The 13,798-nt window shown below is 42.8% G+C and carries 9 protein-coding genes; 2 read left to right on the plus strand and 7 right to left on the minus strand.

Annotated elements, in window-relative coordinates:
• Positions 1–34: 34 nt before the first annotated feature.
• The 4 genes from VHA01S_RS12190 to VHA01S_RS12200 form a co-directional block, all read right to left on the minus strand.
• Entirely contained in the window at positions 35–4,879 is a 4,845-nt protein-coding gene (locus tag VHA01S_RS12190; protein WP_023404677.1) for an NAD-glutamate dehydrogenase, read from the minus strand.
• Positions 4,880–5,236: 357 nt separating this feature from the next.
• Complete coding sequence (gene pepN, locus VHA01S_RS12195; RefSeq protein WP_023404678.1) at positions 5,237–7,840, minus strand: aminopeptidase N; 2,604 nt, start codon at positions 7,838–7,840, stop codon at positions 5,237–5,239.
• A 709-nt stretch (positions 7,841–8,549) separates the two neighbouring features.
• Positions 8,550–8,720: a hypothetical protein gene (locus tag VHA01S_RS18165; protein WP_217995352.1), complete on the minus strand. Its 171-nt coding sequence runs from the start codon at positions 8,718–8,720 to the stop codon at positions 8,550–8,552.
• A 28-nt stretch (positions 8,721–8,748) separates the two neighbouring features.
• Positions 8,749–9,129 (minus strand): transposase domain-containing protein, encoded by a 381-nt coding sequence (locus VHA01S_RS12200; RefSeq protein ID WP_023404679.1) that lies wholly within the window; start codon positions 9,127–9,129, stop codon positions 8,749–8,751.
• Positions 9,130–9,368: 239 nt separating this feature from the next.
• On the opposite strand from VHA01S_RS12200, the gene VHA01S_RS12205 reads away from it, so the two are divergent.
• Positions 9,369–9,617: a type II toxin-antitoxin system Phd/YefM family antitoxin gene (locus tag VHA01S_RS12205; RefSeq protein WP_023404680.1), complete on the plus strand. Its 249-nt coding sequence runs from the start codon at positions 9,369–9,371 to the stop codon at positions 9,615–9,617.
• Positions 9,607–9,894: a type II toxin-antitoxin system RelE family toxin gene (locus tag VHA01S_RS12210; protein WP_023404681.1), complete on the plus strand. Its 288-nt coding sequence runs from the start codon at positions 9,607–9,609 to the stop codon at positions 9,892–9,894. The genes VHA01S_RS12205 and VHA01S_RS12210 overlap by 11 nt, the downstream gene beginning before the upstream one ends.
• A 407-nt stretch (positions 9,895–10,301) precedes the next feature.
• Here VHA01S_RS12210 and VHA01S_RS12215 read toward each other — a convergent pair whose 3' ends face one another.
• The 3 genes from VHA01S_RS12215 to proQ form a co-directional block, all read right to left on the minus strand.
• Complete coding sequence (locus VHA01S_RS12215) at positions 10,302–10,961, minus strand: hypothetical protein (RefSeq protein ID WP_023404682.1); 660 nt, start codon at positions 10,959–10,961, stop codon at positions 10,302–10,304.
• A gap of 169 nt (positions 10,962–11,130) precedes the next feature.
• A complete protein-coding gene (prc, locus tag VHA01S_RS12220) occupies positions 11,131–13,134 on the minus strand; it encodes a carboxy terminal-processing peptidase (RefSeq protein WP_023404683.1) in 2,004 nt (667 codons plus the stop codon).
• An 18-nt stretch (positions 13,135–13,152) separates the two neighbouring features.
• Positions 13,153–13,782, minus strand: a complete 630-nt coding sequence (gene proQ / locus VHA01S_RS12225; protein ID WP_023404684.1) for an RNA chaperone ProQ — start codon at positions 13,780–13,782, stop codon at positions 13,153–13,155.
• Positions 13,783–13,798: the final 16 nt, after the last annotated feature.

The raw sequence follows: 13,798 nt of genomic DNA on the forward strand, positions 1-13,798 counted from the left end.
TAAAAAAAGCCCCGTGTAAACGGGGCTGTATTATTTACTTTGTTGCTTCACAATTCAAGTTTAAAAGCATCAACTCTCTTAATGCGACAGAAAATTTAGCAAATTCATGCACATTCCCCACTTTGAACTCGTTTAAGGTGTTCTCCCAACGCTGCAATGCTAACTGGTTATTGCTGATCCAATTATCAATAGTGGCCTCTTCATCTGGCGGATTATCACCACAACCACAGTTAAGCACTTGCACAGTAAGTTGACGCTGTTGCCAGTCAAGATCTTCTCTAAAGGCCGCTCTCGCAAGTGCCTGCCAATTGTTATCCACCACCTTATTATTGATCTGATCTAAGAACCAATGCAGAGATAAGCGATCCCCTAGGTAGAAGTACATTTTAGCGGTGCGCTCAATGCTCGTTGCGCATTCTTTCGCGGCCAGAGAAATATCGTAACAACAATACAGGCTAGACAACCTCGCCAGATAATTGGCCAGTTTTTTATCGACGCCTTGCGCTATCCATTCATCGGCCACCGTTTGATGTTGCAAGACTTCATCGGGAACTAAGAATTGATCTAACTTAGCCACGATAACATCTACATCGGATCTAAAACGATCCACCAATTCTTTGACGCTGCTATTGTGAGAACGATTTCTTAGCATCCAACGGGTGAGACGGCGTAATGTGCGGCGAATCACAATCATCAGTTGATATTGCAAGCTAGCGTCTATGCGATTGTCGTGCTCGCGAATGCTGCTAAATACTTCTGAGAATTTGAATAGCTCTTTAGAAGCCACAAATGCGTTGGCGATATCCACTACATTGGCGCCCGTCTCTTCTTGCAGACGAGTCACAAAGTTGCATCCCATTTCATTGACAATATCATTGGCTAATGCGGTAGCAATGATCTCGGTGCGCAGTGGGTGTGAGTCCATGCTAGATTTATAGTTACGGCGTAACCTATCAGGGAAGTATTGCACTAACTGTTTGGCGTGATACGCATCTTGGGCGATAGCGTCAGTGGCAAGCTGTTCTTTTAACAGCATTTTACCATACGCCACCAGCACTGAGAGCTCTGGTCTTGATAAACCAATACCCTGCTTTTCACGCTCTTGCAGTTGTTCATCGTCGGGAATGTATTCAAGTTGACGGTCAAGATGCCCGGCTTTTTCCATGGTATGGATAAAGCGCATCTGCTCTTTCATCCCCACAATGCCTTGCTCTTCAGTGACAGAGATTGATTCTGACTGACAATAGGCATGATGCAGAACAATCTCTGACACGTCCGCCTCCATTGAATCGAGAATTTCATTGCGCTGTTTTAACGTCAGGTCACTGTTTTGTACTAAACCATTAAGCAAGATCTTAATATTAACTTCGTTGTCGGAGCTATCCACGCCACCCACATTATCAATAAAGTCGGTATTGACGTACCCGCCATTTAAGGCAAATTCAATACGTCCAAGCTGAGTTAAGCCTAAGTTGCCTCCTTCGCCGACCACTTTCGCCCGCAACTGATTGCCATTAATGCGCAAAATGTCGTTGGCGCGATCCCCAACATCGGCATGGCTTTCTTTACTGGATTTGACATAAGTGCCGATGCCGCCGTTCCATAACAAGTCAACTTGCATCCTCAAAAGATGCTTGATCAAGTCGTTGGGCGCTAATACATCAGCCTCTATGTCTAGCATAGCTTTGATTTCAGGTGACAGGGTCACAGATTTAGCTTTGCGCGAGAACACGCCTCCGCCTTTAGAAATCAACGCCTTATCGTAATCATCCCAACCTGTACGTGGCGTATTGAACAAACGCTCACGCTCAGCGAAAGACGTTGCTGCATCTGGATTTGGATCGATAAAGATGTGTAAGTGGTTAAATGCCGCTTGCAGTAAAATATGTTTAGACAGCAACATGCCATTGCCAAATACATCTCCAGCCATATCCCCCACACCTACAACGGTAAAATTGGTGGTTTGACAATTAATGCCTAGTTCTCGGAAATGACGTTTTACTGACTCCCAACCACCTTTGGCGGTAATGCCCATCACTTTATGATCGTAACCATTTGATCCGCCAGAGGCGAACGCATCACCAAGCCAGAAGTTGTATTGTTGGGAAACGCTGTTCGCAATATCAGAGAAGGTTGCCGTACCTTTATCGGCGGCCACCACTAAATAAGAGTCGTCTTCATCGTGGCGCACAACATTTGCCGGCGGAACCAATTCGCCCTCAACAATATTATCGGCGACATCTAATAGCGAACTAATAAACTTGCGATAACAACGCTGACCTTCGGCAAAAATCTCATCTCGACCTGTCATCAAGTGCTGCTTCTTACACACAAAGCCGCCTTTTGCGCCCACAGGCAAAATCACCGTATTTTTCACTTGCTGTGCTTTAACCAAGCCAAGCACTTCGGTGCGAAAATCCTCTTGCCTGTCTGACCAACGTAATCCGCCTCGAGCCACTTTACCGCCGCGAAGATGCACGCCTTCCACATCGGGCGCATAAACAAACATTTCAAACTCAGGCACCGGCTTAGGTATTTCAGGAATATTTTTCGGTCTCAACTTTAATGCTAAGCAAGGTTTGCATTCCCCTTGCTCGGTTAACTGGTAGTAGTTGGTGCGCAGCGTAGCGCGAATCATCTCAACATAACGACGCACAATTCTATCGTCATCAAGGCTTTCAACTTTTTCAAGTTGCGCATTGATTTTCTCCACCACTTTCAGTTGTGAAGCTTCATCACCTTGATTGCTTGGCAAGAAACGTTTTTCAAACAAGCTCACCAGAAAGTTAGCCAGTTTCGGATGCGCGGCTAACGTATCGCCTATGTATTGTTGGCTAAACGGAAAACCCACTTGACGCATATATTTTGCATAGGCACGTAAAATCGTTGTTTCAACGCCCGTTAATCCAGCCCCCAGAATCAATCGGTTGAAACCATCGTTTTCTAACTGACCTTGCCACACTCCGGCAAAGGCTTGCTGAAAACGATCGCGCACCTTATTGAAATCAACAACGGTGTTGCCTTTGTGCAACATAGAAAAATCTAAAATCCAATACGTTTGCCCGCTTTTGGTTTCCACTTGATAAGGCGACTCGCCAATAATGCGCAAATCAAAGTTTTCCAGCATAGGCATAACATCGGAGAGATGTATTGGTGAGTCTTTATGGTAGAGCTTTAAGTGAACCACTTTTGAATCCATCAACTCTTCTTGAGGACGATAGAACAGCATCCCTAAAGGATTTGATTCACTCAATTGTTGTAGACGTTCAATATCTGCCACGGCCGCATTTGGTAAGACCGCTTCTTGATACGAACGAGGAAATGCTTCCATGTACCCTTTTGCTAATGGCAGTCCCTGGCTTTCACCTAGACTTGATACGATCGCTTGTTTAAGACGATCTCCCCAAGTAGAAGATGCTTCCATTAGATCTTGCTCTATGCTTTTCACATCATAATCAAGATCTTGATCATCGACTCGCACAATATAATGGGTTCGGGCTAATGGGCTTTCAGAAAAATAGGTGGTGAATTCAACCTCTTGGTCGGTATGAAAAGCGCGTTTGAAAATGCGCTGAGTTTGCCGACGAAGTTCTGTGTTGTAACGCTCTTTTGTCACATACACCATGGCACTCAAAAAACGTCCAAACGGGTCTTTGCGCACAAACAAGCGAATCATATCGCGGTCTTGCATTTGCACCACGCCCATCCCGATATGCAGCAGTTCATCTTCACTGGCTTGCAATAATTCATCACGAGGATAAGTTTCTAAAATATTATGCAACGCTTTAAACGAATACGAACCGGGTAAGAAGCCGCTGCCTTGTAAAATACGTGCCACTTTGTTTCGCACAAGAGGAATACGTTCCACGCTTTGGTTATACACCGCTGAGGTATAAAGACCGGTGAATCGATGTTCACCAATCACATTACCTTTTTTATCAAAGGTTTTAATACCAACGTAATCATTGTAAGCCGGTCGATGAATACGAGATGGACGATTGCCTTTGGTGAGTATAAGGATATAAGGCTTGGTCGCTTCTTCGCGTGCCGACTCTGAAAAATTGGTCAGCTTGGTCGCCCGCACACGACGGGTATCAGAGAACAAACCTAAGCCTGGTTCTTCAGTGGGTTGTAATGTTAGCTCATCATTATCACCGATTAAGCGATACTCTTTATAACCCATCAAGGTGAAGTTATGATCGCCAAGCCAGTTTAAAAACTCCAACGATTCTGCAACGTGCTTTTTATCAATGCCCTTGATTTTTTCAAGCCCCTTCACTTGAGTGACCACTTTTTTAAGCACTTCACTCATCGGTTGCCAATCGCTGACTACCGAATGGGTATCCTTCATCACGCTGGCTATTTCGGCCTGCAATTCATCCATTTGAGATTGACTTGATAATCGGTCTACCTCGATGTGGAAAACCGATTGCAGCTTACCTTCTAACTCTTTGTTATTAATATCAAACACTTTGCCGTTTTGCAGGTGCAACTTCGCAGGTCCATGCAACATGATATGGCTAGATAACCCCATACGTGACAGTGTCATTTTCAGTGAGTCGACAAGGAAAGCCATGTCAGGGACGATGATTTCGACAATGGTGTGCGTTGATTGCCAGCCATTGCGACTGAGGGAAGGATTAAACACTTTTACCGATAGTTCGTCTAAGCCCTTCTCTTTTAAATGTTGCCACAAACTCACCACAGCGCCGTATAAATCAGATTCGTTTCGAGAGGCAAGATCGTCATGAGAAATATGACTGAACAAATGTTGCGCCAGTTTGGTCACAACCTGTTGATGGCTAGGATCCACTTTGTCTTTGATCAGTTGATAGACTTTTTCGAGCAATATAGGAACTAAGGGTTCACGTGCATTCATGGGGCAAACTCCATCTAATATTTTTTATTGTTATGTATATTGTTATATAGGTAGAACTAAGTATCTGTTTCACTAGGGATAAGCACAAATCGCTGCTTATTGACGCCATTGTAGGGTTTTTATTTCATCTTAGTGATTAAAATAAAGTGCTTATCTCTAAAAATGTTAGATATGTGATGATGATGTTAATAAGGACATCTTTCCCTTGAATATAGAACAAAAAAAGGCTTAGCGTGATGCTAAGCCTTTGGTTTCATAACAATGAGAATGTTAAGTGCTAGTGTCAAGATTTTAGCCATGAATATTCATCGACTCATGCAATCTAAAAATCTATTTCATCTAAACATTTATGCCCTATTACTTTAGTGCGGCTTCTACTTTTTCAAATAGATCTTTCGCTAGATCTGGCGTGTCACGCAAAATCTCTAGCTCTTTACGCATCATTGCTTTACGAGTGTCATCGTAACGAGCAAATTTAAGTAAAGGGTCAATCAAGCGTGACGCCACTTGCGGGTTACTGCTGTTGAGTTTTTGCAGCATCTCACCGGCAAAACGATAGCCACTGCCATCAATAGCGTGCAAGCCATATGGGTTGGCGAAGAATGCGCCAATCAAGTTACGTACACGGTTAGGGTTTTGCATGCTAAAGGCGCTGTGGTTCATCGACGCTTTAACACCGGCTAGCGCATCAAGACTCGGCTTAGTCCCTTGCAACATAAACCATTTATCCATCACTAAACCGTCATGTGCCCAACGTTCGCTGTACGCATCCATTAACGTTTCACGACAAGTAAGATCACTTTGGTTTGCTGCAGACAGTGCGCCCATAGTGTCGGTCATGTTATCGCTAGCTTCAAACTGTGCTTTGGCTAACTCTTGATGTGCTGGGAGATACGACAAGTAGCTCAAGCAAGTATTGCGCAATGAACGCTTAGCAATGCTTGGATGTGAAATGTCATAGCTTTCGCTGCTAAAGGATTGGTAAGTGTTCAACAGTTCACTTTCAAGGCCTGTTGCCAATGCCAGTTTCAACTCAGTTAATGCTTTTGAAATTGCATCAACATCAATCACATCAAACCAACCGCTAACTTCGCTATGAGGTGGTAGAGTTAATGCTTCAGCAACAAAAGCGCTATCAAGGCTGGTATCTGTAAGTAATGCTCTAAACGAGTTAAGCACTTCAGCAGACAACTTAATTTCAGTGCCATTGGTAATTGCTTCTTTAATATACTGTGACATTAAGGTTTGGCCTGCATCCCAGCGAGAAACTTCGTTGGTTGCACACTTCATTAGCAAGACTAATTGCTGCTCAGTATATTGATACTCAAGTTTCACAGGAGCGGTAAATTCACGTAACAACGATGGTGTTGGCGCTTCGTCGACTTGTTCAAACACAAAACGTTGTGAGTCTTTCGTCACATGCAGCAATGTTGAATGTTCTTTGCCGCCAATGATAGGTGTGATAACGCTACCATCATTACGGTACAGTTCTACATCAAACGGAATGTGCAGAGCTTGTTTCTCTTGCTGAGTGGCGGTTGGCGCCGTGTGCTGAGCAATGTCTAATGTGTAAGTTTTAGCTTGCGCATCATACGAATCAGTCACAGTTACTGTTGGCGTGCCTGATTGGCTGTACCACAATTTGAATTGGCTTAAGTCAACGCCAGATGCATCTTGCATTGCCGCCACAAAGTCATCACAAGTTGCAGCTGTGCCATCATGGCGTTCAAAGTACAATTTAATGCCCGCTTGGAACGCTTGCTCGCCTAGAAGTGTGTGAATCATGCGAATCACTTCACTGCCTTTTTCATACACAGTCAAAGTGTAGAAGTTGTTCATCTCAATCACTTTTTCAGGGCGAATAGGATGCGACATTGGGCTTGCATCTTCAGCAAACTGTGGACCACGAATAATGCGTACATTGTTAATACGGTTTACAGAGCGAGAACCGAGATCACTTGAAAATTCTTGATCTCTAAATACAGTTAGACCTTCTTTAAGGCTAAGCTGGAACCAATCGCGACAAGTGACGCGGTTACCCGTCCAGTTATGGAAGTATTCGTGACCAATCACAGCTTCAATGCCAAGGTAATCCTTGTCAGTGGCAGTAGATTGATCCGCAAGTACGAATTTAGAGTTAAAGACGTTAAGGCCTTTGTTTTCCATTGCGCCCATGTTGAAGAAATCAACCGCTACAATCATGTAGATATCAAGATCGTATTCAAGGCCAAAGCGCTCTTCGTCCCATTTCATTGAGTTTTTAAGGCTGAGCATTGCATGATGTGCACGTTCGACGTTGCCTTTATCCACAAAAATCTCAAGGGCTACTTCACGACCAGAACACGTGGTAAAGGTATCCGTTAGTTGATCGAAGTCACCGGCAACCAATGCAAACAAGTAGCTTGGTTTTGGATGCGGGTCTTGCCATTTAACCCAGTGACGACCATTTTCAAGATCGCCCTGCGCCACTTTGTTACCGTTACTGAGTAAGAAAGGAAACTCTTGTTTGTCAGCTTCAATCGTTGTGGTGTATTTAGCCAGAACGTCAGGTCTATCTAAGAAGTAAGTAATACGTCTAAAGCCTTCTGCCTCACACTGAGTACAAAATGCGCCGTCAGACAAGTACAAACCTTCCAGTGCAGTATTCGCTGAAGGATCCACTTGTGTGGTAATTGTCAGTTCAAAGGATTGTGGCAGGTTTGAAATAGTCAAACCTTCATCAGTACGTACATAGTCAGACCAAGCATTGCCATCGACTAATACCGCTTGTAATGAAAGTTGCTCGCCGACTAATGCAAGTTCAGTTGCACCTTGGTTGGCAGTCACTTGCGAGGTTGCTGTCACCAAAGTTTCGGTGTTGTGCAATTTAAACAGCAAGTCAAGCGTGCTGATAGTATGAGAAGGCGCTGTGTAATCTTTACGATATTTGGCTACAGGCTGAGCAGAAGCTGTATCTTGCATTCGTACTTCCTTTGAATTGGGGGTTCTTAATAGCTTAGATTCTATTTTTATCAGCACAATTACAAGTATTCTGATGCGGTATTCACAAATCTCTGACACAAAGATTTACATTTGATGTATTTATCTTCGATCTTTAGCCGAAATTACGCTAATTTGCGGTTAAAAAACCATTAACCACACTGTTAACAATGACATTAAAAAGGCACCGAGCGGCAAACCATTGTGTTTTCCTGTTGCTTTAACCTAGCAAACGTAACTCAAACGCCTTAATGTATAGTCACGAACTTCAGACACATTGAGGCGTTTTTCTGGGACAAAAATTTGTTCTATCACGTACTCTTCGGCACAAAAATCCAGCACGTTATTGGGCAATTCTGTGTTAGTGAATCAGCTAATTTACGGATTACTTCGAGTAAGGCAAACCGTGCCATAGTCGATTGTTATATGCGAACTCAACTCAAGCACTTTACTCGCCTAATCATTTAAATTACTAAACTGCTCTACTTGTATTTGGTCGTACTGCATTAATGTCGACCAAATTGTTACCCCAGTATATATAACGGTCTATTGGCGTTGAAGCGTGTGGTGGTGCACATTATTGGGCAAGAACAGGGTTATATCAACGTCCAATTAACGGGCTAAAACGATTAGCATAAAATTTTGCTTCAAAGCAATAATGCCGAGCGTTTTAGTCCCTGTTTAATTGTTGTTATGCCTTGGTTTCATGCACCGGTGGCGGCGGTATCATTCGTTGCTGGCTTGTAAAGTGCACTTCTTTCAAATGCTGACACAAACCATCAAAATCTGGGAACAAAGTCATGTCATTTATTCCCATAGAATTAAGCTCTCGCATTACCATCGTTCGCTCACTAGGCGGCATGTCATAACGCCGTCAACGGCAAGCAAATTTAATCCTCATCATTTTTCAAAGCTAGAAGTTTTGTAGCTTTGAGCTGCCATCGTCTTAAAGACTTGTTTAACCCTTCTTCGCCAAGCCGCTGCCTTGCTTGAACGACAGCACTTAGAGCAACAAAGCGCTGTTTGTTTGGTAGGACAATATCGAGTTGGTTAGCTATGTCCCATACTGATTGCTGACGAAAAAGGCTCATACCAACAACAGACCAAAGCACGGCCTCCAGAGGTAACCGTCGTCTTCGAACCGTTGCTACACCTGCTTTCTCAAAGCCTTGCTGAATAAGCTCTTGACTAAGAATATCAGAGTATCTGTCAAACTGATGGAAGGTATTACATGACTTAAAGGTAGTGGCTAGTTGGCATTCTAGAGACATAAAAAAATTCGATATTAGTTTCCTAATATTGGATTTTGAAGCAATTTAAGGATCGCTCAAATGATCTGAAAAATTTCTTACCTGATCGGCATTACTCACTAAGAGGCAAATAATAGTTGGTTAAAATAAGCAACACAGGAGCAAAAACCCACTGTTAATTGTCCTGCTTTAGTGACTTGTTATGTTTCGCCGTTTATACTAGCCCTAACTAAAGACCACTTAAACGTACTGAGTAAAGCATGACAACGAGAATATTAACTGAAGCAGCTGCAAGTATTAGCGAGCTTAAAGCAAACCCTATGAAAGTCGCATTGAGTGCTCACGGAGAAGCCATTGCGGTTTTAAATAGAAATGAACCTGCATTTTATTGCGTACCAGCAGAGACTTATGAGTTTTTAATGGATCATATTGAAGATTTAGAGCTACTTTCCATTGTTGAACAACGTAAAAATGAAGCTAGTGTAAAGGTTAGTTTAAATGACCTATGAGTTAGAGTTTAAAAAGTCAGCACTTAAAGAATGGAAAAAGTTAGGTGCGACGATTCAATCACAGTTTAAAAAAAAGTTAACCGATATTTTAATTAATCCACATATCGAAAGCGCCAAGTTATCTGGCAGTAACGAATTATATAAAATTAAGCTTAGACAAGCAGGTTATCGGTTAGTTTATGAAGTAAATGATTCTGTAGTTACGGTTACCGTAATTTCTGTGGGAAAACGTGACAAAGGAAAAGTATACAAGGCTGCAATGGATCGCATCAACTAGAAAACATCAACGCCCGCTTAAGTTGTAAGTAACGCACCACGAAACATCAATTGGCCACCGTAAACAAAAACCAACATTCACACCAAAAGTGCCAGGCGTTACGAATCGAATTGAAGCGTTTGTTATGCGCTCTTTTCACTATTAAGTACAGGATTAACAAACACTTTAGAATACGTATTGTTCCACGGCTGGTCTAGAGTAATTGCCCTAAACGGTTTCGGGGCAGAAATGAGTTTGCCAACACTCCCAGCTTACAAATAACAGCTACAAACTTTAAATCTAAGCCCTTTGTAATCGCACCACCAAAGCGCAATGCCTAGACCGAGCAGCACCTTTATATATGCTATTACGCTAGGTTACGAGTGATGGTGATTCAGAGTAAACGAAAATCAACGGGCTCACTTTAATTAACGCACCCTTGCCAGCTCAGCATACATATCTGTACCCGCCCCCGACAACGTTAAGATGTCATCTTGCAGATTGTAACTGGATTGGGTTTCGCCGTTTTCGTAGAGCAAAACAATATGCTCGTCTTCAATATAATAAATGCCCCGCTTTATCGACTCTTGACCATCAATACCACTGGATCGTGACATGAACACAAAATCTGGCTGTAAAACAAGATCCAGTTTTTGCACATTACTGGCCAGTAAATCATCACCGGATAATGTTTGACTCGACCATACCCCCGCTAATGGCGTTGATAATGCTTTGTAAAACGTAATGCCATTTAAATTGAGACGGTTGTGTGTAGTCGTATAGGCATAAACTTGTGGCGTTGGTGTATCTAAACCCAAAATAATGCTGTCATTACTGGCGTTATACGTGCCTTGCCAATGCTCTACTGAATAATCTCGCTTTTGAATATCAATAGAAAACGAATAATTAGAGCTTAAACGCAAACGAATCGCCAAAAAGTCTTCTTGGTTAGAATCGGGTTCAGTATTAGAGATATACCACTCACCAAGGATAAACGGATAATCGAAACTGGCTTCTGGGTTGTTATCAGCACTGACCTTAAACGGCAGCAACAGCATCATGATTAACACCAATAATAATTTTTTCATCACAATCCCCAACTTGCGTTCACTTAATAAGCTTAGAGCGAGTTAGGAAAATATGCGAAAAATTTGATCTCTCTCACACTGAATTTGTGCATCGCATAATTCACAGACACAAAAAAAGTGGCCTAAAGCCACTTTTTAATTTTACGTTGTACTACCCGTTAAACACGAATTAGTTTGCTGTATCCGACAACATATCTACCATGACAGCAACTGACTCATCAAGATAAGCATCTGGCGCTTTATAGTCCTTTGGAACATCGTCTAAAGACTTAAAGGCTTTTTCACCAAGGGATTTCTGGCGAGTGTTGATTCGCTGTAAACGCTCTTGGTCTCGTTTATCCGATTCTTGTTGGCGTGTCTTCAAGTTTAAAGACAGTTCATTAGAATCTTTATCTTCTTTATAACGAGCGATGTCTTCTTTAATGAAACCAAACTCAATGTCTTTTTGCACACGTTGTTCATGTTGTGCAGTCAACTGCTTAACAAGAGCTGTGTCGTCAGTCATTGTGTTGTATTTAGCGGGTTCAATACTGTCCCATGGCAATGCATTGTCTTCAACGCTCTCGCCCGTTTCAGCAGGATCAATCGGTGTTGGATATTGAATATCTGGGATCACACCTTTGTTTTGGGTACTGCCACCGTTAATTCGATAGAATTTCTGGATAGTGTATTGCACATACCCTAACTCATTGTCGAACAAATCATAAATATGATTTAACGAGCGGTGCTGCTGCACTGTACCTTTACCAAAGGAATTCTCACCCAGAATAATGGCGCGGCCATAATCTTGCATAGCAGCGGCAAAGATTTCAGAGGCGGATGCACTGTAGCGGTTAATCAGTACCGTCATCGGCCCGTCATAACTGATCAGATTATCATTATCAGAATTCACATTAATGCGGCCATAGCTGTCACGAACTTGCACCACAGGGCCACTAGTAATAAACAGGCCAGATAACGCAGTTGCTTCGGTTAACGCACCGCCGCCGTTGTTACGCAGATCAACAATGATGCCATCAACGTTTTTGGCTTTGAGTTCCGTAATCAGTTTATCGGTATCTTTAGATAAACCAACATAGAAGCTAGGTACTTCAAGTACACCAAACTTTTTGCCGTCTTTTTCAATCACTTCAGATTTAACTGCGCGATCTTCCAAGCGAACTTTGTCACGAACAATGGTCACTTCACGGCTTTTCGCATCTTTACCTTCAGGCAAAATCTGCAAAATGACTTTGGTGCCTTTTGGACCTTTGATCAATTCGACAACGTCATCTAAACGCCAACCGATTACATCGACAATCTCTTTGCCTTCTTGACCTACGCCAATAATGCGATCGCCATCGTGCAATTCTTTACTTTTTGCAGCAGGTCCACCAGCGACAAGTGAGCGAATAACAGTGTAGTCATCGGTCATTTGTAATACAGCGCCAATCCCTTCTAAAGAAAGGTTCATTTCCGCTTGGAATGAGTCTGCGTTGCGAGGTGATAAATAGCTAGTGTGAGGGTCGACTTGGCGAGCGAAGGCGTTCATATACAGCTGAAAGACATCTTCACTGTGAGATTGAGAGATTCGTTTCATGGCGTTGTTATAACGCTTAGTCAGTATCTCTTTGATCTCAGGCCATTTTTTATCTGTCAGCGCCAAGTTTAACGCATCGTATTTAACGCGTTTACGCCACAGGTCGTTAATTTCTTTTTCATCAACAGGCCAAGCTTCTTTGCTGCGGTCTAACTCTATCGATTCATCCACATCAAACTTAATTTCGTGGTCGAGCAAAGAGAGAGCATAGCTATAACGTTCAAAGCGTTTACGCATCGCAATATTATAAAGCTCAAAAGCAATAGTGTTATCACCGGCAACGAGAGCTTCATCAAGTTGGGTACGTTCAGTTTTGAAACCGTCGACTTCTGATTGAGTAAAGAGGTTACGACTAAAATCTAGCATGTTGAGATATCGATCAAATATCTCCGCTGAAAATTGGTCATCAAGCTTAAATTGCTTGTAGTGAGAACGAGTAAAACGAGAAGTAACTCGTTTTGCAGCCGTTTGGTGTTGAAGCTCAGGGGTGAGAACCGGTAAATCTTTTACCGACAGTTTAGCTTCAACAGCCTGTGCAGACGCAGCTAGCATAACGCTAGCTGCAATCAGCGTAATCTTTGAACGCATTTTCATTCGCAGGATAAGCTCCTTTTAGGCGCGAAGATGCTCCGCCTTAACGACCATTTGTAGGCCATTATTGAGTTGCACTCGCACATCATCCTTGTTGACTTCAACGATGGTCGCAGCCATGTTGCCTTTACCCATATTCACATTTACATTGTTACCAACAGTGATTTCATCGTTGTTCAATGTACGTGTTTCAACTGGGGCTTTCTTCGCTTGCTCAACTCGTGGTTTAGGTTTACGAGCTGGCGCGGCTTTTTTAGCTTGAGCACGTTTTGCTTTTTGCTCTTCACGAGCTTTATCAGCTTGCTCTTTTCTGCGAGCTGCTACGCGAGCTTTGCTTTCAGCAAGAGCTTGTTGCGCATGATCCACATGTTCTTGTTCTAGTACGCCACAGTCGTTGCCATCTAGGTCAACACGTACCGCACCAGTTTTGACGCCATGAAGGTAACGCCAAGAAGAAGTGTATTGTCTTAGCGCTGCTCTAAGTTGAGTCTTGCTCACTTTCGCATCTTCACTTAAACGTTCTGCTAAATCTTGAAAAATACCAATTTTCAGAGGTTTAGCTTCACCTTCTAAAGTAAAGCACTTAGGGAAGCATTCAGCAATGTACGCAATCACTTCTTTGCTGGTTTTTAATTTTTCGGTGTTTTCCATGCGGGTTCCTGATTAA

It is taken from the genome of Vibrio halioticoli NBRC 102217 (genome assembly GCF_000496695.1).
Taxonomy (GTDB): domain Bacteria; phylum Pseudomonadota; class Gammaproteobacteria; order Enterobacterales; family Vibrionaceae; genus Vibrio; species Vibrio halioticoli.